The sequence below is a fragment of the Frateuria sp. sgz306004 genome (assembly GCF_057750885.1).
Genome location: NZ_JBYLFE010000003.1, coordinates 580,665 through 605,916, shown reverse-complemented (window position 1 = coordinate 605,916; position 25,252 = coordinate 580,665). Strand labels below are relative to the sequence as shown.

The 25,252-nt window shown below is 63.6% G+C and carries 21 protein-coding genes and 1 tRNA gene; 6 read left to right on the top strand and 16 right to left on the bottom strand.

Annotated features, from left to right (window positions below; all coding sequences use genetic code 11):
• Positions 1-66 precede the first annotated feature (66 nt).
• The 8 genes from AC3G2C_RS08905 to grxD all read right to left on the bottom strand — a co-directional run bounded on the left by AC3G2C_RS08905 (position 67) and on the right by grxD (position 11,924).
• Positions 67-143: transfer RNA gene (locus tag AC3G2C_RS08905), tRNA-Asn, on the bottom strand.
• 60 nt (positions 144-203) lie between these two features.
• The gene (gene ppnN / locus AC3G2C_RS08900; RefSeq protein ID WP_488384263.1) at positions 204-1,616 is read right to left on the bottom strand and encodes a nucleotide 5'-monophosphate nucleosidase PpnN; all 1,413 of its coding nucleotides are present in this window, start codon (positions 1,614-1,616) and stop codon (positions 204-206) included.
• Between the two features lie 180 nt (positions 1,617-1,796).
• On the bottom strand, positions 1,797-5,171 hold the full coding sequence (locus tag AC3G2C_RS08895; RefSeq protein ID WP_488384262.1) for a TonB-dependent receptor: 3,375 nt from the start codon (positions 5,169-5,171) through the stop codon (positions 1,797-1,799).
• 355 nt (positions 5,172-5,526) lie between these two features.
• Entirely contained in the window at positions 5,527-7,929 is a 2,403-nt protein-coding gene (locus tag AC3G2C_RS08890; RefSeq protein WP_488384261.1) for a TonB-dependent receptor, read from the bottom strand.
• Between the two features lie 458 nt (positions 7,930-8,387).
• The gene (gene olsF / locus AC3G2C_RS08885) at positions 8,388-10,097 is read right to left on the bottom strand and encodes a bifunctional ornithine lipid synthase OlsF (RefSeq protein ID WP_488384260.1); all 1,710 of its coding nucleotides are present in this window, start codon (positions 10,095-10,097) and stop codon (positions 8,388-8,390) included.
• Positions 10,098-10,199: 102 nt separating this feature from the next.
• On the bottom strand, positions 10,200-10,796 hold the full coding sequence (locus tag AC3G2C_RS08880; protein WP_488384288.1) for a YhgN family NAAT transporter: 597 nt from the start codon (positions 10,794-10,796) through the stop codon (positions 10,200-10,202).
• A gap of 34 nt (positions 10,797-10,830) precedes the next feature.
• Positions 10,831-11,601, bottom strand: coding sequence for an SDR family NAD(P)-dependent oxidoreductase (locus tag AC3G2C_RS08875; protein ID WP_488384259.1), 771 nt, complete (start codon positions 11,599-11,601; stop codon positions 10,831-10,833).
• Positions 11,601-11,924 carry a Grx4 family monothiol glutaredoxin gene (gene grxD / locus AC3G2C_RS08870; RefSeq protein ID WP_488384287.1) on the bottom strand — a complete coding sequence of 108 codons (324 nt, stop codon included), beginning with the start codon at positions 11,922-11,924 and terminating at the stop codon, positions 11,601-11,603. The genes AC3G2C_RS08875 and grxD overlap by 1 nt, the downstream gene beginning before the upstream one ends.
• A 127-nt stretch (positions 11,925-12,051) precedes the next feature.
• Here grxD and sodB point away from each other — a divergent pair, with 127 nt between their 5' ends.
• Positions 12,052-12,630: a superoxide dismutase [Fe] gene (gene sodB / locus AC3G2C_RS08865; RefSeq protein WP_472875483.1), complete on the top strand. Its 579-nt coding sequence runs from the start codon at positions 12,052-12,054 to the stop codon at positions 12,628-12,630.
• Positions 12,631-12,711: 81 nt separating this feature from the next.
• Here sodB and AC3G2C_RS08860 read toward each other — a convergent pair whose 3' ends face one another.
• Positions 12,712-13,872 (bottom strand): 5-(carboxyamino)imidazole ribonucleotide synthase, encoded by a 1,161-nt coding sequence (locus AC3G2C_RS08860; protein ID WP_488384258.1) that lies wholly within the window; start codon positions 13,870-13,872, stop codon positions 12,712-12,714.
• Entirely contained in the window at positions 13,869-14,372 is a 504-nt protein-coding gene (gene purE / locus AC3G2C_RS08855) for a 5-(carboxyamino)imidazole ribonucleotide mutase (RefSeq protein WP_488384257.1), read from the bottom strand. Before purE ends, AC3G2C_RS08860 begins: the two co-directional genes overlap by 4 nt.
• 66 nt (positions 14,373-14,438) lie before the next feature.
• Here purE and AC3G2C_RS08850 point away from each other — a divergent pair, with 66 nt between their 5' ends.
• The 4 genes from AC3G2C_RS08850 (at position 14,439) to AC3G2C_RS08835 (ending at position 18,499) form a co-directional block, all read left to right on the top strand.
• A complete protein-coding gene (locus AC3G2C_RS08850; RefSeq protein ID WP_488384256.1) occupies positions 14,439-14,711 on the top strand; it encodes a Trm112 family protein in 273 nt (90 codons plus the stop codon).
• Between the two features lie 158 nt (positions 14,712-14,869).
• A complete protein-coding gene (locus tag AC3G2C_RS08845; RefSeq protein WP_488384255.1) occupies positions 14,870-17,158 on the top strand; it encodes a DUF1631 domain-containing protein in 2,289 nt (762 codons plus the stop codon).
• Positions 17,155-18,009 (top strand): carboxylating nicotinate-nucleotide diphosphorylase, encoded by an 855-nt coding sequence (nadC, locus tag AC3G2C_RS08840; protein ID WP_488384254.1) that lies wholly within the window; start codon positions 17,155-17,157, stop codon positions 18,007-18,009. The genes AC3G2C_RS08845 and nadC overlap by 4 nt, the downstream gene beginning before the upstream one ends.
• Positions 18,010-18,091: 82 nt before the next feature.
• On the top strand, positions 18,092-18,499 hold the full coding sequence (locus AC3G2C_RS08835; protein ID WP_488384253.1) for a DUF3301 domain-containing protein: 408 nt from the start codon (positions 18,092-18,094) through the stop codon (positions 18,497-18,499).
• Positions 18,500-18,505: 6 nt separating this feature from the next.
• On the opposite strand, the gene AC3G2C_RS08830 is transcribed toward AC3G2C_RS08835, so the two are convergent.
• From AC3G2C_RS08830 to petA, 5 genes are all read right to left on the bottom strand, one after another.
• Positions 18,506-18,955: a ClpXP protease specificity-enhancing factor gene (locus tag AC3G2C_RS08830; protein WP_488384252.1), complete on the bottom strand. Its 450-nt coding sequence runs from the start codon at positions 18,953-18,955 to the stop codon at positions 18,506-18,508.
• 133 nt (positions 18,956-19,088) lie between these two features.
• On the bottom strand, positions 19,089-19,712 hold the full coding sequence (locus AC3G2C_RS08825) for a glutathione S-transferase N-terminal domain-containing protein (RefSeq protein ID WP_488384251.1): 624 nt from the start codon (positions 19,710-19,712) through the stop codon (positions 19,089-19,091).
• Positions 19,713-19,786: 74 nt separating this feature from the next.
• On the bottom strand, positions 19,787-20,518 hold the full coding sequence (locus tag AC3G2C_RS08820; protein ID WP_488384286.1) for a cytochrome c1: 732 nt from the start codon (positions 20,516-20,518) through the stop codon (positions 19,787-19,789).
• 13 nt (positions 20,519-20,531) lie between these two features.
• A complete protein-coding gene (locus AC3G2C_RS08815; protein ID WP_488384250.1) occupies positions 20,532-21,833 on the bottom strand; it encodes a cytochrome b in 1,302 nt (433 codons plus the stop codon).
• Entirely contained in the window at positions 21,833-22,438 is a 606-nt protein-coding gene (petA, locus tag AC3G2C_RS08810; RefSeq protein WP_488384249.1) for a ubiquinol-cytochrome c reductase iron-sulfur subunit, read from the bottom strand. Before petA ends, AC3G2C_RS08815 begins: the two co-directional genes overlap by 1 nt.
• A gap of 387 nt (positions 22,439-22,825) precedes the next feature.
• On the opposite strand from petA, the gene AC3G2C_RS08805 reads away from it, so the two are divergent.
• On the top strand, positions 22,826-24,013 hold the full coding sequence (locus tag AC3G2C_RS08805; RefSeq protein ID WP_488384248.1) for a S1C family serine protease: 1,188 nt from the start codon (positions 22,826-22,828) through the stop codon (positions 24,011-24,013).
• Here AC3G2C_RS08805 and AC3G2C_RS08800 read toward each other — a convergent pair.
• Positions 23,999-25,114 (bottom strand): lytic transglycosylase domain-containing protein, encoded by a 1,116-nt coding sequence (locus tag AC3G2C_RS08800; RefSeq protein ID WP_488384247.1) that lies wholly within the window; start codon positions 25,112-25,114, stop codon positions 23,999-24,001. The genes AC3G2C_RS08805 and AC3G2C_RS08800 overlap by 15 nt on opposite strands.
• Positions 25,115-25,252: the final 138 nt, after the last annotated feature.

The following is a 25,252-nucleotide window of genomic DNA, read 5'->3' as shown; positions in this document are numbered from 1 at the left end:
TTCCACGGAGTTTTTCACAAGCAGAAAAAAACAAGGGCTTACCGCGAGGCAAGCCCTTGTTATATTTGGCGCCCGAAGTTGGACTCGAACCAACGACCCCCTGATTAACAGTCAAGTGCTCTAACCGGCTGAGCTATTCGGGCGGGGTGAGCTGGATAGTTTGCGTATCCAGCTCGGGTCTGTCAAGACGTTTTTGGGCGCTTTCAGGCGGCCTGCGCGCCGGTGAGCACCCGGTAGCAGGGCTCGTAGGCGGTGCCGCCAGGCAGCTTCATGCGGTCCTGCACCACGAAGGCCTTCAGCAGTTCGTCCAGCGACTGCATGATGTTGGCATCGCCGTCGATCTCGAACGGACCGAACTTCTCGATGGCGCGCAGGCCCTCCTCTTTCACGTTGCCGGCCACGATGCCCGAGAAGGCGCGGCGCAGGTCGGCGGCCAGTTCATGGCGCGGGCGTTCGCGATGAATCGCGAGCGAGCGCATGGCCTCGTGAGTGGGACGGAACGGCAGTTGGAATGCGTACGGGATGTTGAGCGCCCAGTTGAAGAAGAACGCATCCTTGTTGTCCAGGCGATAGTTGCGCACCTTGTCGATGCCACGAACCATCGCGCGGGCCACCGCTGCCGGGTCGTCCACGATGATCTGGTAGTGCTGGGCCACGGCGTCGCCCAAGGTCAGGCGCAGGAAGCGGTCGATCTGCTCGAAGTAGGCCGCCGACTGCTTGGGACCGGTGAGGATCAGCGGGAACGGTACGCCGGCGTTATCCGGATGCAGCAGGATGCCCAGCAGGTAAAGGATTTCCTCGGCCGTACCCACGCCGCCCGGGAACACGATGATGCCGTGCCCCATGCGCACGAACGCTTCGAGACGCTTCTCGATGTCCGGCATGATCACGAGGTGATTGACGATGGGGTTCGGCGACTCGGCGGCGATGATGCCAGGCTCCGTGATGCCGATGTAGCGGTTGTTGCGGCGACGCTGCTTGGCGTGGGCGATCGTGGCGCCCTTCATCGGGCCCTTCATGGCGCCAGGGCCGCAGCCCGTGCAGATATCCATGCCGCGCAGGCCGAGTTGGTAGCCCACCTGCTTGGTGTACTCGTACTCATCGCGCGAGATGGAATGGCCGCCCCAGCACACCACGAGGTTGGGGTCGATCTGCGGCTTGAGAATGCGCGCGTTGCGCAAGATCTCGAACACGGCATGGGTCAGGCCCACGCTGTCGTCGAGATCGAAATTGCCCTGCTCCATCTGCGTCGACACGTAGACGATGTCACGCACCACGGCGACCAGCAACTCATTGATACCGCGAATAATCTGACCGTCCACGAAGGCCTGGGCCGGTGCGTGGGACAGCTCGATTTTGATGCCGCGATCCTGCTGGAGCACCTGGATGTCGAAATCCGGGAACTGCTCCAGGATGCCGCGGGGGTCGTCGCTCATGTTGCCGGAGGTCAGCACCGCCAGCGCGCAACGGCGCAGCAAGGCGTGCAGGCCCGACCCGCTGGCGTCGCGCAGGCGTGCGACTTCGTTGCGGGACAGGATATCCAGGCCGCCGGCGGGCGAAATGCGCGCGCTCACGGTGGCGGGACGGCCGGGCTTGCCGGCGTTCGTATCATTCATTGAAGCATTCTCCTCGCCGCGCCTTCGCGGCTCGTACGTCCGGGCAAAACGCGGCGGACCGCATAGCTTCCCGCGCCGGGCATGGCAGGGTCAAGCGCGGGGGCTGCCGGTATTCAGCCCCCCATAAAAAAGCCGGCGCCCTTGCGGGCGCCGGCCAGACCATCGGAACTGCCGACAGGCTTAGAACGTGTACTTCACGCTCAGCATGGCGGACCAGCGCTGGGACGGGTTCAGCGACTCGTTCACCGGCAGCGGGGACGCGTTCGGCGCGTAGTTGCCGTTCTTGTCCTTATAGTTCTTGCCCGAGATGTCGTAGTAGTAGTTGCCGTTCGCGTCGATGCCGCTCACGTCAGCCAGGTTACGCACGCCCGGGAAGGTCGCACGGCGCTCCACACCCCAACGCTTGTTGAGCATGTTGGTGAAGTTGTAGATGTCCAGCGAGATGATGCCCTTGTTGCCATCGAACAGGCCCGGGATTTCCTGGCGGAAGGACAGATCGAGCTGGCTGATCCATGCCGCGCGATCGGCGTTGCGACCAGCAATCTCACCCTTGTGCTTGCGCAGGTAGTCGTCGTTGTTCACGTAGTCCATGAACTGCTGCTTCATCTGACTGGTAACCGCAGAGGCCCACTTCACGTCGTCAACCGACTTCGGAATGTAGACCAAGTCGCGGGCGTAACCGTCGCCGTTGATGTCGTTGCCGAAGGTCCAGCTGTACGGCGAGCCGGAGTGGCCGTCGTACATCGCGCTCACGGTGGTGGCGTAGTTGCCGAAGAAGCGATGCTGCCAGGTCAGCGAGGCAATCACGCGCCTGGGAATCGAGTACGACGAGGTGGTGGCCTTGTCTTCGTTCGGATTCACCCAGACGTTGTTGCTGTAGTTGGAGTTGGCCACGCTCGACGAACCCGGATTCACGTCCGTGGAACGGTTGTAGCTGAAGCCCACCATGCCGTACCACTCGTCCGAGAAGGCCTTCTTGAACGACAACGTGATGTTGTCCGAGCTGCCCTTGTGGGTGTTGGTGAGCTGGGTGGTGGCACGATCGAACGCCGGGTTGCCATTGGCGCGCTCGTTGCTCGAGGTCAGCCCGTTGCTGTTGGCGGAACCCGTGGTGCCCTTGACGTTGGCGTTCCAGTACAGGTTGCGGCCGTCCTGGGCCAGACGAGTCGGGGCGCCGATGTTGATGTTCTTGTAGAAGATCGCGTCGCGGACCTGCAGGTGGATCCACTCCAACGAGCCCACGATGCCCATCCACGGCAGCTCGCGATCCACCGCGAGGTTCATCTTCCACACGGTGGGCTGCTTGAAGTTCGGATCGACGGTGTCCACCGCCATCTTGGCCGACGAGGAACCCAGCGTGGTCGAGTTGCCCGGGATGATCGGGTTGTTCGGATCGTACGACGGTGCCGGCTTGGTGCCGATGCCGGCCAGCACGGTGCCCGGCAGGCCGCTCTTGCTGTCGGTGATGTTCCAGGTGCCGACGTTGTAACCGTTGTTGGCGTAGGCGTTGGAGATCCACACGCTCGGGTTGTTCGCGATGAACAGGCCGGCGCCGCCGCGCAGCTGGGTCATGCGCTCGGTGTCGAACTGGTAGTTGAACGACAGGCGGGGCTCAATCACGCGATTGCCGCTCACGCGGGTGTTATTGGCGTAGCCGAAGCCACCCTTCGACGCCACGCAAGCCGGGGTCTTGCCGTCAGCCTGGTAGGCGGTGAACGCCTTGCCCGGCGCAGCGGCAAAGCAGGGGTTCAGCAGCGGCTGGTCGTCGGTCAGCGGAATGTCTACGCGCACACCGTATTGCACGGAGAGACGATCGGTTGCCTGCCAGGTGTCCTGCAGGAAGATGCCGTACTGGTTGAGCGTGTAGCGAGCGGCCACGTCGTCGAGCGAGTAGCCGTTCACCGGGCGCTTCATCTGGTAGTTGTACCAGGCGCCGTTGGCCCAGTTGGCCAGGTTGAACTGGTACGAGCCGAAGTAACGCTGCAGGAACGCGTTGTAGTACTCATCGCGCTGGTAATCCACGCCGCCCTTCAGCGTGTGGTCGCCCAGGTAGAGGGTACCGGCGAAGTAGGCGTTCCAGGTCTTCACGCTCAGCGCGTTCACCTGGCTGCTCGGCTCGGTGCCCAGTGCCACGTTGGTGCCGCTGCTGGCGTCGTTGTTCGGGTAGACCTGGATGTACGGCTGCTGGCCACCCACCAGTGCCGCGCGGGCCTGGTCATAGGTGGCGTAGGAGACGTTGGTCTCGGTGGAGAACTTGTCGTTCCAGTCGTCGAACAGGCTCAGCGTGTAGCTCTTGCTGTCGCGGTTCTTGGAGTACCAGTTGCTGCTCAGGTTCAGATAACCCACGGCGCTGGCCGTGGCGATCGGCTGCACTTCGTTGGTCTTGTTGAAGCGGAAGCTGGCGCGATGGTTGGACGAGATGTTCCAGTCCAGCTTGACCAGGTAGCGCTTGTCGGTCAGGTCGAACTTGTCCGTGTAGTTGCCCGGGGTCAGGCCCAGCTTCTGCGCCTGAGCGATGATCTGATCCACCTGCGCCTGGGTGAGACCCTGCACGCCATTGGTGTAGTCGGAGTCGGACGGGCCGTAGCTCGAGCCCACGCCCACCTTCTTGGACTCTTCGTACGAAGCGAAGAAGAACAGCTTGTCCTTGACCAGCGGGCCGCCGACGGTGAAGCCCGAGGTCCAGTTGCGGTCGAAGCCGGTGTACTTGGAGCTCTGGCCGTTGGCGTTCTTCAGCTCGCCCACCATGTCATTGGTGTTCTGGAAGGTGTAGTACACCGAGCCGTGGAACTGGTTGGTACCGCTCTTGGTGACCGCGTTGACGTTGGCGCCCACGCCACGACGGGCAGAGACGTCATAGTTAGCGGTCGAGATGTTGTATTCCTCGATCGTGTCCTGCGAGATCGGCGTACCGACGCTGGCCAGGCCGTTGTCTTCCAGGCCGAACGGGTCGCCTGCACTCACCGTGTCGATGGTGATGTTGTTGTAGCGAAAGTTCTGGCCGAGCGCGGAGATCTGACCACGGTCGCGATCGGAGATGGTCACGCGCGGATCGAGGCGCACCACATCCTGGATGGAGCGGTTCGGCGTCGGCGTGGCTTCGAGCTCACGGCGCGACACGTTGGTGGACAGCCCCTTGTTGTCCGAGTTGAAGGTCTGCGACAGCGTGGTCGCCGACACGGTAACGCCGCTGAGGTTCTGTGCGGCCACCGGCGAGGCGCCCATGGTGAGGTTCACCGCGGTGTCCGAAGCCAGCTGCAGGTAGACGTTGTCCTGTTCGGTCTGCGTGCCGTCCTTGGAAACCTTCACGTCGAACGGACCGCCCACGCGCAGACCCTGCGCGGAGTAGCGACCACTGCCGTCGGTGGTGACGGTCTTGGTGGTGCCCGACGGTTCGTGCACGATCTGAACGGTGGCGCCCGCGACCGGCTGACCGCCGGCATCGACGATGCGGCCACTGATCGAGGAGGAGTTGTCCTGTGCCAGGACCGGCGACGCCGCGAGCAGCGCGGCGATCGCCACCGGCAGCAATTTGGTGCGCAATGCGTTGTTCATCGAGATTCGACCCCTAAGAGATTCGCAAGAAAACATGGGACCAGCACAGAGGAGTCCCATGCCCCTCCGCCACCGTCTTAAGTGACTGATTCCCTGAAATAATTTGATGCGCCCAAGGTGCCCGGCGAGTGCCGTCGGCCAGGACTCATCACGACGAATGTAATCGCATTATATTACAAATTCGTAACTTTTTGACGAAATCCTCACATGGACTTGCGCCATAGAGGACGTTTCCGCAACTACTTGCCGTCATTGCGAACCGGCCAAGACCCACGCATCGTCAGCGTGCAGGCAAAAAAAAACCGGCCCCCGAAGGGGCCGGCTTGCGAACGACACGGGGTCGCTCGAGTTCGTCTTAGAAGAACGAAGCGCCGAACGTGACCATGTAGGAACGCGGCTGCAGCAGGCCGTAGGTCGGCGAGCTGGTGTACAGCGAACCCAGCTTGGTGGCCAGGAACTGTGCCGAGCTGACGTACGAGAACGCCTTGCGATCGGTCAGATTGCTCACGTTGAGCTTCACGTACGGGTTCTTCAGCCAATCCCAGCTGCCGAACTTGTAGCCCGCGTTGAAGTTCAGGGTGGTGAAGCCACCCACGCGCTCGGTGTTCATGTAGTCGCCGTACAGCGAACTGGTCACGCGAGCCGACAGCGTGGCCCACAGGTGGCTGCCGTCGTCGTAGGCCATGCTGACGTTGCCGATGTTGCGGGCAGTGTCAGGCATGGTCTTGCCGTTGGTCGGGTAGATGCCGTCGCCGCTGCCGCCGTCGATGCTGCCGACGATCTTTGCCTGGGTGTAGGTGTAGGAGGCATAGGCCGTCCAGTCCTTCGCCAGCTTGTAGCTCACTTCACCGTTGAAGCCCTGCATGTGCATGCGGTGCACGGAGGTGTAGTAGGTGTAGCCGGTGGCCTGGTCGTAGGCGCTCTGCTGCTTGTTGTTGTAGTTGCTGCGGTAGATGTCCGCACTGGCCGAGAGCGCGTCACCGTAGAAGCGGTAGCCCAGGTCGGTGTTCCATGCGGTTTCCGGCTTGTTGGCGTCGGCCTGGTTGTCCAGCGCGTTCAGTAGCGCCACCGTGTTGGTGGGCGCGCGGAAGGTCTTGCCGCTGCCGATGAAGAACTGGTTACGCTCGTCCAGCTGGAACTTGATGCCGGCGGTCGGCAGGAACTTGTTCCAGTTCTTGTCGACGTTGGTGAAGTTCTGCTGCTTGGTCAGCGAGCCGGCGGTGGAGCCCGGGTACTCCCACACGAAACCGTTACGGTTCGTCCAGAGGTAGCTCACGCCAGCGGTGAAGGTCCACTGGTCGTTCGGGGTCCAGTTGTCGGTGACGAAGCCCTTCTTGATTTCGGTGTTGGTGTATTCGTCATACACCAGCTGCGGGCGACCGCTGGGGTAATAGATGTAGGCCGAGTTGCCCCACATGTCAGCCGGGTTGCCCTGGCTGTCCGCCTGGCCGTAGCTGTTGTCCTGGCTCTTGCGCGAGCGCTCGTACCACACGCCGTATTCCAGGCTGTTGTCCAGGCCGAAGTCCTGGTTGATCTTGGCGATCACGCCCGGGCGGTAGGTGGTGGCAGCGGAGTAGGAGTACGCCACGCCCTTGGTGTTGTTGATCACCGCGCCGTCATTGTTGACGTCCTGGTTGGCGTAACCGAAGCGATTGGTCGCCGCGGTGCTCTCGGTGATGGTGGCCGCCGCACCGCCGCCGCCGTTGCCGTACCAGAAGTACGGCACCACCGACAGGCGCATGCTGTCGCTCAGCTTGAACTCGCCGTCCAGGCTGAACATGTAGCTCCTGAACGGATTGGTGCGCAGGCCGTAGTAGTAGGTGTTGTTGCTGATGGCGGCAGCGGACGAACCCTGCGACCAGGTCGGCAGGTAATCGTAGTAGTAGCCGTTCTGGGCCACCTGCGCCTTGGTCAACGAGCGGTAGCTGTCGTTGTTCTGGCGGTTGTACTGCAGCGACGCGCTGATGGAGTTGTCGTCGTTGATGGTCCAGATCGACTTGCCGTCGACCTTGGTGACGTTCATGTCACCCTGGCCGCGCCACTTGTCGGCCGAGTTGTTGGAGTACGACAGCCAGGAGCGCACCGGGCCGGTGTCGCCTGTGTTGAAGCGGATGAAGGTGCGGCGATAGTCGTTGTTGCCCAGGCTCTGCGTGAAATCCAGGCCAGCCTGGTGCGAGGGGTCGATGGTCGCCCAGGCGATGTGGCCGCCCGACGCGCCCGAGTCCGGCATGTCGATGTCCGGAATGCCCTGCAGCACGGTGATGTCACCCATGTTTTCCGAATCGCCGTACTCGGTGGCGTACACGGAGTAGCTGCCGGTATCGGTGATCGGCGCACCGTTCACGGTCATGCCGATGTCGGACGAATCGAAGCCGCGGATGCTGTAGTGACCGTTGGCCAGGCCGGTGACGTCGTCCGTGGCGGCGTTCACACCCGGGATCGAACCGATCATCTGGGTGAAGTTGGCGCCCGGCGAAGCCTTTTCGATGGCGTCACGGGTGATGGTCGAAACCGCCTTCGGCGCGGTCTGCACCGACATCAAGCCACCGCCGAGCGTGAGGCTCTGGGCCTGCACCGTCACCGTGTTCAGCTGCTGCACGCGCTTGGTGTCGTTGGAGGTGGTGGTGTTGGAGGTGCTGGACGCATTGGTGCGCTGAGCAGCCGCTTCCTTGGTGGTCGCCTGCTCGTTGCCCTGGCTGGCGGCGTCCTGGGCGAACGCCGAACCGGCCGTCATGCAGAACACAACCGCAATGGCCATGGAAAGGTGGTTTCGTTTCATCATCGTCGGTTCCGTAAGTGACAAAAGTGGAGCGGGCTGTCTGCGCCAACAGGCATCAGGCAGCCAGAAACTTGTAGGGGCGTACTTCTTCGGAAAATATCGCGGAATAATCGAAAGATATAACGCAACCCATTGCCCTAAAACGCAATTTCTTGCCATTTAACGTAAAATTAAACGTTTTTTCAGGGCGTAAAAAAGCCCGATCGGTTGAAGATCGGGCGAAATTACGAAATCAGTTAACGTGCTGGCCTTTGCGTGAAACACCCCTTGCGCACGAGCCAGCATCGCTAAGGTTTGCAAAAGTATTTTACAAGATATTTACCGTTTGATCACGAATGTCGCAAAAAAGCCGAAATCATTCGTTTGAAAACGCGCCGTCGCACTCCCTCCCTGCCATGCGACAACGTCGGCCCGGCGCCACCCCGGCCGACGCTGCTTCATTTACCCAGATAGCGAGCGCGCTTGGCCGGCTTTAGCGTGGCCAGGTCCAGCATCACCAAGCCATCCACGCATCCGGAGAAACCCGGGTCCTCGCCGAAGTCGAGGAACTGCACGCCTTCCGGCTCCACTAGGTCCACATACTGGCGGTACAGCACCGGCAAGCTCACGCCCAGCGCATCGAGGTGATGCTTGAGCTTGCCCAGGCCAGCGGCAGGGTCCAACCCCGCCAGGGCATCGCGCACTAAATCGATAACTGCCGGCGACACCACGAAGGGCTGCCGCGCCGAGGCCAGACCCGGTGCACCGAAATAATGCTGATGGGCTGCGGCGATCCACTCACGTGCCTCGCGCGGCAGGCTCACCGACATGCTCACCGGGCCAAACAGGTAGCGCAGTTCCGGATGACGCTGCAGGTACAGGCCAATGCCCTGCCACAGATGATCGAGCGCACGCGAACGCCAGTAGGCCGGCGCGATAAAACTGCGACCCAACTCCAGGCCTTGGGCCAGGCGCGACTCCAGCGCGGGCGAGTAGTTGAACAGGCTGGAGGTATACAGCGCGCTCATGCCTCGCTCGGCAATGAGGCGACCGCCATGACCGAAGCGGTAAGAGCCAACGATGCGTAACGCCTTGGGGTCCCACAGCACGAGGTGCTCGTAGTGCGGATCGTAAGCATCGAGGTCGCGGCGAGCACCCGTACCCTCGCCCACCTTGCGGAAGGTAAGTTCGCGTAGTCGACCGATCTCGCGCAGTACCGCGCTGTCGGAGGCACCCTTGAACAGCAGCAATTGTTTGCCATCGTTCAACTCGGCGAGCTTCTCGGCCTGCGCCTGCAGCTCAGCCATCACGCGCTCGGTAGGCTCCGGATGCGCCAGTGGCGTCTGTCCGCCAAAGATCAGGCCGCGATGGCGGCCCACGCGATAGACATGGCGACGCATCAGCTTGGCGGCGCGCTGAGGCGATCCTCCACTGTGCTGGTCCAACTCATCGGCGCTCACCAACGCGCCCACGCTCAGGCCGATGCGCCGACTCACCGGCGAAATCGCCTCGCGCGGCAACATGGCTGTGCTCAACGGCTTGGCCAGCATCGACAACCCATAGAACATGGCCGAGTTGCGCGCCGCCACGTGGATCGGCAGTACCGGCACCCGGCTGCGCTGCGCCAGACGAACGAAGCCATCCGACCATCGTCCATCGCTGACGCCTGACGGGCGCACGCGCGACACCTCACCCGCGGGGAATACGATCAGTGCCTCGCCCTTGTCCAATGCGCGATAAATATTGCGCATGCGCGAGGCCGCGCCGCTGCCGAATATGTCCACCGGCAACAGCAGCTTGTGAAGCTGCGGAATCGACATCAGCCAATCGTTGGCGAGGATGCGCACATCGCTGCGCACCGAGCCCACCAGTTGCAGCAGCACCAACGCATCCATGAAGCCCAGCGGATGGTTGGCTACGATCAGCGCGGCGCCTTCCACGGGAATGTTCTCACGCTCCCGCGGATTGACGTAGTAGCTGACGCCGAGCAGGTCGAGCGAGCGCTCGACGAAATCGAAGCCTTCAGCCTCCCCGATGGCCGCCAGGGTGCGGTTGAAGCCATCCTCGTCGGCCAATCGGCCCAGCATGCCGGCTACCGGCCGACGAATCAGGGGATGTTGCGCCAACCATGGCAGACGTTCGGTGAGGGTCTGTTCAACGCTGAGCATGACCGCCTCCTGGGAAAGTTTCCCAAATGCTGGTTGCGGATTATGACAGCAAGGTTATGCGGATAGGTCCGAAAGATCGCGTCAGTGGCAACTGACCGTGTTTCAAACAGTCAGATGCAAATACGCTGCCACGCCACCCAGGAACATCTGCACCGACAGCGCAATCAACAACATACCCATCACGCGCTCCAGCGCGGTGAGCACGCTTTCGCCCAGCCAGCGGAACAGATAGGTCGAGCACAGCAAGATCACCGAGGTCGCCAGCCACGCGCCCAGGAGTGCGATGGCCCAGTCCGCGGTGCGGCCGGGCTGGGTATTGGTGAGCAGCAGCAGCGCCGCCATGGCGGAAGGGCCGGCCACGCCCGGAATGGCCATGGGCACGATGAAGGGCTCGCCCTCGCCCTGTTTGCCGAAGATGCCACCCTCATGCGGGGGGAACACCATGCGGATGCCGATCAGGAAGAGCACGATGCCGCCGGCAATGCTGATCGACTCCTGGCGAAGCTGCAGCAGCTTGAGGATGAGCTGACCGCCGACCAGGAAGCACAGCAGAACCCCCAGCGCGATCAGCAGTTCGCGCACCATCACATAACGGCGGCGCTTGGGCGCGACATCCTTCAGCAAGCTGAGGAAGATCGGAATATTGCCCAGCGGATCCATGATGAGAAACAGCAGGATCGCCGCCGAGAGCGTGGTCATCTGCGTTTCCATCAATGCGATTCCTTGCCAACTGTCATGCTGGTACCCGCAGGTCCAGCATCGCGCCTCGGGCCGCCGCGCCCTGCTCGCCAAGAAGATAGATCACCGCCTCGGCGGTGGCGTCGGGCAGCGGATGCTGCGTGGTGTCTTCGCCGAAATAGGCCGCGCGGCGCAAGGTGGTGCGCATTGGCGCCGGCAGCAGCGCATGCGCGCGCAGCGGTGTGCGCTCGGTTTCCTGATGCAGGATCTCCACCATGCGCTCCAGCGCCGCCTTGGACACGCCATAACCGCCCCAGTGGGCGCGCTGCATCAATTGGGGATCGTCCAGCACGAACACTACGGCGCTGTCCGCCGCCTGGCCAAGCAAGCCGTTGCAAGCCTGGGTGAGGGCAAATGGTGCCGATACGTTCACGTGCAGCGCACGCAGCCAGTCGTCGGGCTTGTGCATGGCCAACGGCGTGAGGCCATTGAAGCTCGCCGCCGCGTGCACGATGCCGTCCAGTCGCCCGAAGTCACGCTCCAGGCCTTCCGCCAGCGCTTCGTAGTCACGCGGCGTGGCCGCTTCCATGTCCAGCGGATGGATCACCGGCTCCGGCAGGCCCTCGCCCACCATCGCGTCGTAAAGCTGTTCGAGTTGGCGCTTGCGGCGCCCTGTAATAACCACGGTGGCACCCGCACGGGCGGCGGCACGCGCCACCGCGGCGCCGAGGCCACCATAGGCACCCGTTACCAGGATGACGCGCCCGGCAAGGCTGCCTGCGGCCGGCGACCAGTCGGCCGGCAGGGAAGTAAGCGGCAGCGCCATCAGGAATCCGCCCCCGCCACGTCCAAGGCCATGCGCGCGAGTTCGCCGGAGGCTTTGAGGTCCTCCACGATGTCGCAACCGCCGATCAGTTCGCCCTGGATGAACAGTTGAGGAAACGTCGGCCAATTTGCGTAGTGCGGCAGCGCGGCACGCACCTCGGGATCGGCCAGCACGTTCACGGCGTGGAACTGCGCACCCGCGTCCTTCAACGCTTGCGCTGCACGACTGGAGAAGCCACACATGGGGAACTGCGGCGTGCCCTTCATGAAGAGCACGATGGCATGTTCGGCCAGCACGGCCTTGATTCGCTCGTTAACGTCCATAGTCTGGTCATTCATCATTACAATGCACGTAGATCGATAGTGTAACAGTCGTCCCTCGGCGGCCGCGTATCCTGCGACCTCGCCGGCACGACCCCCTTTTCCTCAGCCACCGCCCAGGAGCCACCTCATGGCGATCGAACTCCCCCCCCTGCCCTACGAAAAGAATGCCCTCGAGCCGCACATCTCGGCCGAGACGCTGGAGTATCACTATGGCAAGCATCATCAGGCCTATGTGACCAACCTCAACAACCTCATCAAGGGCACGGAGTTCGAGAACGCTGCGCTGGAAGACATCATCAAGAAGTCCTCCGGTGGCGTATTCAACAATGCGGCCCAGATCTGGAACCACACCTTCTACTGGCACTCGCTCAGCCCCAACGGCGGCAAGGAGCCGACCGGCAAGCTGGCCGACGCCATCACCAAGGCCTTCGGCTCGGTGGAGAAGTTCAAGGAAGAGTTCACTAAGTCGGCCGTGGGTAACTTCGGCTCGGGCTGGACCTGGCTGGTGCAGCGTCCGGACGGCTCGCTCGGCATCGTGAACACCTCCAACGCCGCCACGCCGATCACCGGCAGCGACAAGCCGCTGCTCACCTGCGACGTGTGGGAACACGCTTACTACATCGACTACCGCAACGCCCGTCCGAAGTACATCGAGGCGTTCTGGAACTTGGTTAACTGGGACTTCGCTGCCAAGAACCTGGCCTGATCCCGGATCTCGAATAGAAAAACGGGGCCTTCGAGGCCCCGTTTTTTTGCCTGACATTGGGCGGAGCGCCTACTCCGCTGCTTAGTGCCTGGCCAGCTCACCGACCGCCGGGTTGGCTTGCTGGTCGCGATGAAGCGCATGGGCAATGCCGGTCAGGCGTTCCACCAATTGCTGAGCATTTGCCGCACACACCGTGGCATGCCCCACCTTGCGCCCCTCGCGCGGCTGCTTGCCGTAGTCGTGCCAGTGCGCATCCACCGCGGAAAGGACAGGCTCGGCATCGGGCAACTCGCCGATCCAATTGAACATGGCTGATAGGCCGCGCGCGGACGTATCACCCAGCGGCAAACCAAGCACCGCCCGCACATGATTCTCGAACTGGCTGGTGTGCGCGCCTTCGATGGTCCAATGGCCGGAGTTGTGCACGCGCGGCGCCATTTCGTTGCCCAGCAACTGGCCGTCCTTCACGAACAGCTCCAGTGCGAACACGCCTACGTAATCGAGCTTTTCGGCCAGCGTGAGGGCCAGCTCGGTGGCGCGCCCCTGCAAGGCCTCGATATCCGGAGCCGGTGCCAGGCTAAGCGACAGGACGCCATCGGTATGCCAGTTCTGGGTGAGCGGCCAGGTGCGGAATTCACCGTCCCGGCTACGCACGGCGATCACGGACAATTCGCGGTCAAACGGCACGAAGGCTTCGAGAATGAGTCCATGGGCCACGGCCTGTGCGCCCAGCGCGGCCCACGCCGCATCGGCGTCGGCCAGGGTCTTGATGCGGAACTGGCCCTTTCCGTCATAGCCCAGACGACGCGTCTTGAGGATGGCTGGCGCACCGATAACGGCGAGCGCCTGATCCAGGTCGGCGCGCGTATCGATGGCCTTGAAATCCGGCGTATTCAAACCGCACTCGCGGAACAGGGTTTTCTCGGCCAGGCGATCCTGTGCCACGGCGAGCGCGCGCGGCGCCGGGAACACCGACACGCGCTTGGCCAGACGGTGCGCCGTCTCGGCGGGCACGTTCTCAAAATCGAAGGTGACTACGTCGACCTGGGCGGCAAAATGCTCCAGCGCCTCGTAATCGGTCCAGTCCGCCACGACCAGGGGCGCCACCTGGCCGGCGCAGGCATCGACGGCGCTGTCCACCACCAGAGTCTTCACGCCCAGCGGCGCGGCCGCGAGCGCCAGCATGCGTGCCAGTTGACCGCCGCCCAGAATGCCGAGAACGGGTTGGCGCCGCGCGGTCATTGGCGCGGATCCGGGTGGTCGAGCACGCTTTGGGTCTGGCGGCTGCGGTAGGCCTCCACCGCACGGGCCAGCGACGGATCGTGCAGGGCCAGCACGGCCGCCGCCAACAGGCCGGCATTCACTGCGCCAGCACGACCGATGGCAAGGGTGCCCACGGGGATACCGGCGGGCATCTGGGCGATCGACAGCAGCGAATCCATGCCATTGAGCGCCTTGGACTGCACCGGTACGCCGAACACAGGCAGGCGGGTCTTGGCCGCCAGCATGCCCGGCAGATGGGCAGCGCCACCGGCACCGGCCACGATCACCTGGATGCCGCGTTCGACGGCCTCGTCGGCATACTGGAACAGCAGGTCAGGTGTGCGATGCGCCGAAACCACTCGAACCTCGTGGGCAACGCCCAATTCGGCCAGCACGTTGGCCGCATGTTCCATGGTTTCCCAGTCGGAACGGGAGCCCATCACAACACCCACGCGTGGCGGGAGGGAAGTCGACGTCATGACCCAAGCCATCCAAAAGGGTTATTGTACGGCCTTTCCGCGTTTCGGCACGATCCCGCACACCCCATGGATAAACGCCTGCTCGACATTCTTTGCTGCCCGGTAAGCAAGGCTCCGGTCCGCCCCCTCAGCCGCCCCGAATTGGAGGCCTTGAACAGCGCCATCGGAACGGGTCAGGTGCAAACCGTGGCCGGCACAGCCGTGCAACAGGCCCTGGCCGAGGGCCTGATCACCACCGATCGCAAGGTGGTCTATCGGGTGGAAGACGGCATCCCCGTCATGCTCCCGGAGGAAGGTATCGGCACTGTCCAGTTGCGGGACTTTCCCGCCGCCACCTGAGTCCACCCCACGCTCGTCCGTAAAACCCTACGTCTTGTGTGAACGCGTCGACATATATCGAAGCGATAACTGACAGAACCCAGGGGTTTCTCGTATTGTATTCGGGCGTAAGTGTCGGAATGGACTGCACACGTCGGCATCACTTCAGGGGTGTGGCGATGAAAGACGCCAGTGAACCTTCTAATATCGTCAGCCTGAGCCAGCGCCTGGACCCGTCCAGTGAGCGCGGAGGCGCCCTCTTGAACAATGTCCGGGACATCGCGGGCCGGCGCCTGCAGATCTTGATCAACGGCATGTTCGAGCATGTCGATGATGCGTTGTTCGACCTGGCCGAAAAGGCCGAGAACAACGCGGCCCAGATGCACTACTTCGACGGCATGCGCGAAGTGCGCAAGCGCCGCCCGATGATCGAGCGCGGCTTCCTCACCCAGATTTCCCGCGAACTCTCCGACTTCGCCGCCAGTGCGCGCAACAGCGCGGGCCCCGGCGTATCGCCACTGCCCGTGGGCTCGGTGGAGCTGTCGCTGGTGGCGGACAACGAGTTGGAAGAGTCGCTAGCCATCACCAGCATGATCGGCAAGAACGAATCGCGCCTCACGCGCGACCTGTTCGCCGTCAATCAGCGCCTGTCGGTGATCTACGGCGGCGTAAAAATCGAAGACGCCACCAACCCGGTGGGCCCTGCCGCGCTATCGCAGGCATTTCGCCAGGCCATGCGCGAGCTCAGCGCGGAAATGCGCGTCAAGCTGATCATCTACAAATTGTTCGACCGCTATGTGCTGGCCTCGCTGGACGAGCTCTACCAGGAGATCAACGCCGAGCTGGTCCGGGCGGGCGTGCTACCGCAACTGCGCCACGAATTGTCGCGCGCTGGCGGAGCACCGCGTACTGCCGCAGCGGCGAATGCCGCGGCCAGCGCTGCAGAAGGTATGGAAGGCGGCAACTTCCTTGCCGACGAGGAAGGCGCCACCCCGAACGAATTGCTGCAAACCCTGCGCACCCTGTTCAGTGCTCGCCGCGCCGGACCGGAAGCCGCCCTGCACATGTCCGCTGGCGCCATCCAGATGCCCAGCGCCAATGAGTTGATCGGCGCGCTCAGCGTGTTGCAAAGCCAGGCCGCCATCACCCCGCAGCCTGCCTTGCAAGGCGGCAGCAGTGCGGCGGAACTGGCGGGAGAGGTGCTGGCGCTCAAGGAGCACCTGCTCGCCCAGATCGGCTCGCTGCGCGGCGAAAAGCCCAGCCAAGTGTCCACCATCGATGAGGACACCATCGACCTGGTCGGCATGCTGTTCGAGTTCATCCTCGAAGATCGCAACCTGCCCACGGACATGCAGGTCATGCTCGCGCGCCTGCAGATCCCGTATCTGAAAGCCGCGATTCTCGATCGAAAGCTGTTCGCCCACCGTCAGCACCCGGCTCGCCGCCTGCTCGACAGCCTGGCCGACGCGGCCAAGGGCTGGTCGTCCGAGTCCGATCGCGACCATCGCCTGCACGACAAGATCAAATCCATCGTCGATCGCTTGCTGCAGGATTTCGACGACGACCTGTCCATCTTTGAGCGCCTGTGCGCCGAGCTGCAGGAATTCCAGGACATCAGCCGTCGCCGCGCCGAACTGGCCGAGCAGCGTGTGGCTGAATCCACTCGTGGCCGTGAAAAGCTGGAGCAGGCGCGTCGCCGTGCCGCCCGCGAGATCCTCACGCGCATCGATGGACACAACCTTCCGCCATTGATCCACGGCATTCTGTCGCGCGCCTGGGCTAACTACCTGGTACTCACCATCCTGCGCCAGGGCGAGGAATCGAGCGAGTTCCGCGACGCGCTGCGCTTCACCAACGACTTTATCGACAGCACCAAACCCGCGCGCACGCCGGATGAGCGCCGCGCGCTACGTCAGATGCTGCCGGGTATCGAGCGTGCCCTGCGTCGCGGGCTGGCCAATGTGGCGTTCCAGGAAAGCGACATCGATCGCCTGCTGGCCCAGTTGCACACCTACTACCGCCACCAGCTCGGCGAAGCCGTGCCCGAGGCGGAGGTGCTGGCCGTGGAGACTTCCACGAACCTGCCCATCCCCGAAAGCATTCAGCCCATCGCCGAAAGCGACGCCGACCTGGCGCGCAGCGAACCTGAGCCGGAACCGGTACTGGATTCGCCCGAAATGGAGTTGGTGGCCGAGCTCAAGCCGGGAACTTGGCTGGAATTTGCCAGCGGGCCGGAAAATCTCGAACGCGCCAAGCTCTCCTGGATCAGCCCCATGAGCGGCCGCTACCTGTTCGTGAACCGTCGCGGCCTCAAGGTAGCCGACTATGCGCCGCACGAGCTGGCCGAGGCTCTCGCCGCAGGCACCGCTCGTGTGCTTGAATCCACAGCTCTGTTCGACCGAGCGCTGGATGCCATCGTCGGTCGCCTAAGCCAGCCCGCCACGGCCAATAGCCCGACTCACGAATGAATTTCCATCACCTTGTTCCTCCTGCGTCCGACCTGATCCGGGCGGACGTAGAGCGCGCGTTTGTCGAAGACATCGGCACCGGCGACGCCACCGCTGACCTGCTGCCGGCGTACGCGCTGGCCAGCGCCACACTTACCTGCCGCGAAGAGGCAGTGATCGCCGGCGTCGACTGGTTTAATGCCTGCTTTCGGCGCCTGGACCCGGAGGTGCAGATCGAATGGTCGGCAGGCGATGGGGATCGCGTGCAGGCCAACAGCGTCATCTGTCGCCTTCATGGCCGCGCCCGCCCCATGGTGAGCGCCGAGCGCTCGGCGCTGAATTTCCTGCAACTGCTCTCTGGCACGGCGACCGTCACGGCGGATTACGTGGCCGCGGTGGCAGGCACCGGCGTGCGCGTGCTCGACACGCGCAAGACCGTGCCCGGCCTGCGCCTGGCCCAGAAGTATGCGGTGCGTTGCGGCGGCGGCCATAACCACCGTGTGGGCCTGTACGACGCCATTCTGGTCAAGGAAAACCACATCATCGCCGCAGGCGGCATTCGTGCCGCCGCCGAGGCCGCCCGTCGACTGCACCCCTCGCTGCTACTGGAGATCGAGGTGGAGAACCTCGATGAGCTGCAGCAAGCACTCGAAGCCGGCGCCGACCGCATCATGCTGGACAACTTCACGCTGCCGTTGATGCGCGAAGCGGTCGCCATCGCCAAAGGGCGGGCGCAGCTGGAAATCTCCGGCAACGTGGACCTGACGACCATCGGCGAATACGCCCAAACGGGCGTGGATTTCATCTCCGTAGGCGCCCTGACCAAGCATGTTCGCGCGGTGGATCTCTCGCTTCGCCTCCAACTGGACTGAACCACGCTCCTCACCTGACTGCGCAAGCGCGTAACCTGGCTCGGGGCTTGCAAGCCCCGGCCACCGCCTACACTCTGGCCCCATGAGCGATCTTCCCAACCTGATCCTGCTGCTGGCCCTGCTGGGCATCGTAGGCGCCTGGCTTAAACTCAGCCGTGCTCGCGAGCAAGCCGTAGAGGAAGCGCGTCGGCAATGCCGCCAGCATGGCCTGCAACTGCTCGACGAAAGCGTAGGACTGCGCAGCCTGCGCTTGCGCCGGGGGCATGGCGCCCTGCAACTGGAGCGAAGCTATGCCTTCGAGGTAAGCATCGATGGCGACGACCGCGAGCCGGGCCGCCTGTGGATGATCGGCCCTACCCTCACCGGCCTAAGCCTGCCCACCATCCAGAGCCACCTGCCCGGCATGCAGGCCGAGCACAACACGCCGACCACAACGGACAACGTGGTGCCCCTGCGGCGCCGGCTGCCGACCGACAGCCGGCAGCACTGAGCACGGTTACTTCACCACCCGCAGGAACGGCGCGCTGCGCTTGGGCTTTTCGCCAGCCTGATCGCCATCGCTCGAAGGCGGCGTGTCATCGGGATCAGAAGGCGGCGGCGGGTTATCGCCGCCCTCTTCGGCGGGAAACATCATGCCCTGACCGTTCTCCTGGGCGTACAGAGCCAGCACGGCCGTAACGGGGATATGGATGTTGTGGCTCACCCCGGAGAAGCGTGCCTGGAAGCTGATCCAATCGTTGCCCAGGTCCAGGTTTGCCACCGCGCGCATCGCCAGGTTCAGCACGACCTGACCGTTCTTTACCACCTGCGGCGGAACCCGAACGCCTTCCCGGCCGGCATCCACCAGAACATACGGCGTCAGGTTATTGTCGGTGATCCAGTCGTAGATCGCCCTCAACAGATAAGGGCGATTGGACGTCATCGGCGGAAGCTTGTCGTCGGTCATTCGGGAGCCTGCTTGGGGCCGGCTCGGCGGATCGCTCCGCGGCCTGGCCATGTGAATGGCGCAAGTTTAAGCCAAGCCGGGGCAAAGTGACGCAGGCGTGACGGGTCTCCCGCCAGGGGAGGCGGCCCAGCCGTCAGGGGCGCATGGCCTTTTCTTCGGGGGTCATGCTGCGGGCATAGCCCTGGCTGGCGAACAGGCGCTCGCCGTAGTCCAGGATCGGCTTACCCTCCCGACCCAGGTCCACCCCCAGCCAGGGCAGGCGCCACACCACCGGAGCCACCAGGCAATCAGTCAGGCTCATTTCGGGGTTGAGGAAGAACTTGGATGCCTTGAACAACGGAAGCGAGGCCAAGAGGTGCTCGCGAAAGCGCTTGCGCGCCGCGTCAGCCGGGCGACCGCCTGCCCGTATGGCGTCGATCTCCGGCAGCCAGTCCAGCTCAATGCGCACCGTCGCCAGACGCAGGCGGGCGCGCGACAAGGGGTCAATCGGCATCAACGGTGGATGCGGATACCGCTCGTCCAGGTACTCGCAGACGACGGCGGTGTTGTAGAGGGTGAGGTCGCGGTCGACCAGGGTTGGCGTGCTGCCGTAGGGGTTGAGGTCCAACAGGTCTTCCGGCGGCTTGGCCGGGTCCACCATCACCCGCTCGTAGCTGACGCCCTTGGCAGCCAGCACCAGGCGCGTTCTATGGCACTGGATGCCGTCAGCGGTGGTGTAGAGGGTGAGTGCGGTACGCGAGCGAGCGCTTTGGACCATGCGCGATCTCCCCATCGGCTTTAGACGGGTACGGCGGCCCCAGGCCGCCGTACCTCAGGCTTTGAAAGGCTGTCTCAGTGGACGTCCTTCCAATATTCCTTCTTTAGCAGATACGCCAGGAAAGTGAAGCCTGCCAGGAACAGCAGCACCCAGATGCCGTAGCGCTGGCGCTGCAGCGCGGCCGGCTCGGAGGCGTATTCCAGGAAAGCCGCCAGGTCGCGGGTAGCCTGCTGGTACTGCGCCGGCGTGAGCTTGCCCGGGTGGGAGATCTCCAGCTTCTCCACCTCCTCGCCGCCTTCCTTCTTCACCGCCGTTTGCAGGCCCTGCAGCTCCCACAGCGGGTTAGGCATGGAAGCGTTGGGGAATACGGTGTTGTTCCAACCCACCGGACGGGTGGGGTCCAGGTAGAAGGAGTTGAGGTAGGCGAACACCCAGTCGGCTCCCTGCTCCTTCGCGCGCACCTCCAGCGAAAGATCCGGCGGCGCCTTGCCGAAGTACTGCTGGGCAGAGGCTTCAGGCATGGGCGAAATCACCGGCTCGCCGAACTTGGCACCGGTGAAGTTGAGGTTTTTCATCACCTCGTCTTCGCTCAGACCAAGATCTTCAGCCATGCGCGAATAGCGCACGTACTTGAGTGAGTGGCAACCCACGCAATAGTTGAAGAACAACTTGGCGCCACGCTGCAGCGAGGCCTGGTCACGGATGTTGGCGCCCGACGGCACGAACCCGCCCTCTTCCGCCATGACCGGGGAAACCGCGGCGCACAGACCCACAGCGAGCGCAAACGAGGAGATCAGCTTCTTCATCGAGGACCGTCGCTTAGTCATGGTCGAACACCACCCGTTCCGGGACCGGCTTGGTCTTTTCCCAACCCAGGCGCGTGTAGAACCACAGGAACACGAAGTACCCGAAGTAGATGATGGTCATGACGCGACCGAAGGCGTTCTCCCAGAACGTCGCGTTGTCAGGCACCCATTCGACCAGCTTCTCGCCCACCACGCCCGCGCCCACCAGGGCCAGGCCGATGAACGAGATCGCGAAGGCCATCAGCGCCACCTTGAAACCCGTGCCGCGATAGCGAATGGAGCGCACCTTGCCCGCGTCGATCCACGGCAGCAAGAACAGCAGTGCAATGGCGCCGAACATGCCCAGCACACCCCAGAAGGCCGTGCTGAAGAACGACGGGATCATGCGCAGGATCGCGTAGAACGGGGTGAAGTACCACGACGGCTTGATGTGGCTCGGCGTGACCAGGTTGTTGGCCGGCACGAAGTTGTCATGCTCCAGGAACCAGCCGCCAAAGGTCGGCGCGAAGAAGATGATGAACGCGGCGATGATCAGGAAGAAGCCCACGCCGAACAGATCCTTCACCGTGTAGTACGGATGGAAGGGAATGCCGTCGGCAGGTTTGTTCGCGTCCCAGCGATTGCCCTTCGGGCCATGCTTGATATCGACGCCATCGGGGTTGTTCGAACCCACTTCGTGCAGCGCCGCCAGGTGCAGCACCACCAACAGAAGCAGCACGATGGGCAGCGCGATCACGTGCAGGGCGAAGAACCGGTTGAGCGTGGCATCCGCCGGCAGGTAGTCACCCATGATCCATTCGACCAGGGTGCCGCCAATGACGGGCACCGTGCCGAACAGGGAGATGATCACCTTGGCACCCCAGAACGACATGTTGCCCCACGGCAGCACGTAGCCCATGAACGCCTCGGCCATCAGGGCGAGGAAGATCAGCATGCCCAGCAGCCACACCAGCTCGCGCGGCTTCTGGTACGAGCCGTACATCAGGCCGCGGAACATGTGCAGGAACACGACCACGAAGAACAGCGAGGCACCCGTGGAGTGCATGTAGCGGATCAGCCAGCCCCACTCCACGTCGCGCATGATGTACTCGACCGAGTTGAAGGCTTCCGCCGCACTCGTCTTGTAGTTCATGGTGAGGAAGATGCCGGTGACGATCTGGTTGACCAGCACCAGCAGAGCGAGCGAACCGAAGTAGTACCAGAGGTTGAAGCTCTTGGGCGCGTAGTACTCGGTCATGTGCTTGCGGTAGGCGGGCATGAGGCCCGGTGCCCGCTCGTTGAACCAATCACCGATACGCGTGAATACGTTGGCCATCAGCCTGCCTCCTTCGGATCCACGCCGATCTGGATGTGCGTGTCGTCCACGAAGTGGTACGGCGGCACGAGCAGGTTCTTGGGCGCCGGCACGCCGGCATACACGCGGCCGGACATGTCATAGCGCGACTTGTGGCAGGGGCAGTAGAAACCGCCCTTCCAGTCCGGATCGAACGGCTCGGGCTTCATCACCGGGACGAAGTCGGGCACGCAACCAAGGTGGGTGCACAGACCCACCAACACCAGCCACTCGGGCTTGATGGAGCGGTTTTCGTTCTGCGCGTACTTGGGTTGCTGCTCGGCGGAACTGCCGGAGGACTTGGCGTCGACCAGACGACTGTCCTGGCTGGGCAGCGCGTCGAGCTGGGCCTGGGTGCGATTCACCACGAAGACCGGAAGGCCGCGCCAGGGGTAAGTGACTTTCTGGCCCGCCTCGATCTTGCTGATATCGACCGTTACCGGAGCGCCTGCGGACTTGGCCCGCGCACTAGGCTCCCACGATTTGATGAAAGGCACGGCAGCTGCAACGACTCCCACACCACCGACCACGGCCGTGGTCGCTGTGAGGAAGCGGCGGCGACCATGATCGACGACTTCATTCGCCATCAGGTTCTCCGGTACTTACATGCCACTGAGACGCGGAACTTAATAAGTTCCACAGGTGCTTGCCAAGCGCGTCGACACGTACGGCGGCAGAGCTGCCCCTGCCACTGACCGGAAAACCCTAGCAACTCCCCCCAAAAAAACAAACAGCAGGCACGCGCGGCGGCCAGCACGATCTGCATGTAGCGAAAGCTACAGACATTTCGCTCCCGGGCACCCTGCGCACCGGGAAGCTCCCGGGACGACCCGCTTCGCAAGTGCCAGCAGAACCCGGCTCCCGCAAAATCGCGTTAGTGTAGCGTCAGGGCATGACTCGTACAATCAACGGGCGAGGCCCGTGCCCGTAACGCATCACCCACCCTAACGCCTTGCCACGAAACGCATAACGACATGAAACATGCCGCAGGCACGCTCGCCTTTATCGCCCGTTTCGCAGTTCTCGGGCTGGCGGCTGCTTTCGTCATCAGCCTGATCTGGCCGGATGTGGGCAACCGCCTGCGACAACGTGTCGGCCTCGGCGCCGCCGTGACCGCGCCCCCGGCAGCGTCCATCGCGCCGACACGGGTGAGCGGCCCAGTGTCGTATGCCGATGCCGTAGCGCGCGCCGCCCCCTCGGTGGTGAACATCTACGCGAACAAGATGGTGACCGAGCAGGCCGTGCAGATGTACACCGACCCCGTGCTGCAACGCCTGTTTGGCGGTCGCCCTACCGGCCCTGCCTACAAGCGCCGCGAGCAAAGCCTGGGTTCCGGCGTAATCGTGAGCAGCGAAGGCTATGTACTCACCAACAATCACGTGATCGCCAACGCCGACGATATCCAGGTGCTGCTGTATGACGGCCGCGTCGCCAAGGCCAAGGTCGTCGGCGCCGATGTGGAAACCGACCTGGCCGTGCTGAAGATCGACGCCAGCAACCTGCCGGTCATTCGCATTGCCGACCACACCCCAGTGCGCACCGGTGACGTGGTGCTCGCCATCGGCAATCCGCTCGGCCTCAACCAGACCGTGACCATGGGTATCGTCAGCGCCATCGGCCGCCAGCTGAGCAGTGCCAGCCCGGAGGATTTCATCCAGACCGATGCCGCGATCAACCTCGGCAATTCGGGCGGCGCGCTGGTGAACACCGAGGGCGAACTGGTCGGCATCAACACGCTATTGATCGGCAAGGCCGCCAACGCCGAGGGCATCAGCTTTGCCATCCCCGTGGGCAACGCCAAGCGGGTGCTCGACCAGATCATCGACAGCGGCCACGTGGTGCGCGGCTGGATGGGCGCCGATTACACCTTCGTACCCGTCGCCGCCGATAGTGGCCTGCCCGCCGCGGCACGCGGAGCCCAGGTCACCGATATCTACCCCGGTGGCCCCGCCGCGCAGGCCGGCCTCCAGCCGCACGACATCCTGCTACGCATCGGCTCGGATGACATCGTCGACCCGGCCGACCTGCGCCGCCACGAGGCCGCGCTCAAACCGGGCAGCAAGGTGGAAGTGTCGGGCCTGCGCAACGGCGCGCCGTTTCATATCGAAGTGATCCTGGCGCAGCGACCGGCACTGCGCCCAACCGCCTCATTGGATGGTTGACACCCCGGCGACCGCCGGGGCGTGGCCGCCCGACGGGCGGATAGCCTGGCCATAGCGACGGCGCAAGGTTCCCACACGCTCCACATAAACCCGCGTTTCATCGTAGGGCGGCACGCCGTTGTAGCGCTGCACCGCCCCCGGGCCCGCGTTGTATGCCGCGGCGGCCAGTTGTTCGTTGCCGTTGAATGTGCGCAACAGCAGGCTCAGATAGCGGGCACCGCCCCGAATGTTCTGTGCCGTATCGAAGGCGTCGCGCACACCCATGTCCGAGGCCGTGCCTGGCATCAGCTGCATCAGGCCCTGCGCGCCCTTGAGTGACATGGCGCGAGGATTGAACGCACTCTCCGCGTGGATGATCGCGCGCAGGAAGGCTTCGTCCACCCCGGATTCGCGGCTGGCCAGGGCGATCACATCACCATAGGCCGTGAGGTTGAGGGCCACGGAATCCCAATGGATATTGGAGTGCAGATTGCAGGCCACGCAGGTGGCAATGTAGGTGAACAGCATGGTGACGGCCGGCCCCTGCCCCGCCGGCTTCAGGTTGGTGTACTCCACGCTGCCATCCTTGCGGGTGACGCGATATACCGCGCCACGCAACACCCGATCGCCATCCGTCGAGACATTGGCCACAGGCTTGTCCGGCACGGTGGCGCTGCGTGCCGGACTGGCCTCGCTGTAGCTCCATTGCCCCGGCTTGCCGACGGGTGCCTTGGGCGCGGCGGGTGGCACGATCTTGGCGGTGGTGTCTACCGAGTCCTGCACCCAGGCCAGCGAGCTGACCGGCGGAGCCACGGGCACAGCGGCCTTCACCACCGCCCCCTGCACGCCTTCCAGCGAGGGCTGGAGCGTCTTGATGGGCGCGGGCTTGGAAGGCATAGGCTTGCGGCGCACCGGCTCGGGCGCACCCGCGATTCGGCTGCAACCGCGGTAACCATCTGTCGTGCTACTGAACACCACTTCGCCGGCACTGCCAGTACACCGGTAAAGGGCACCGGCCTGAGCCGCGCCATACGGCCACGCCCATGCCAGCAACAGGCCGCCCGCGGCAGCCAGCAGCCGCAGCACCGATCGGCCCGATTGGGCAATGGGCGCGCTAGTCACGGCCTTTGGCCTGGGGAACAAGCCCCCGACGGTTACACGACGACATACCTCCCCCTTCCACACCGTTAAGGCGCAAGCCTACCCGGCGCCACGCTCCGGCCGCAGTTTGCCCCTCCGCGACGGGCTCGCCAAGCCAGA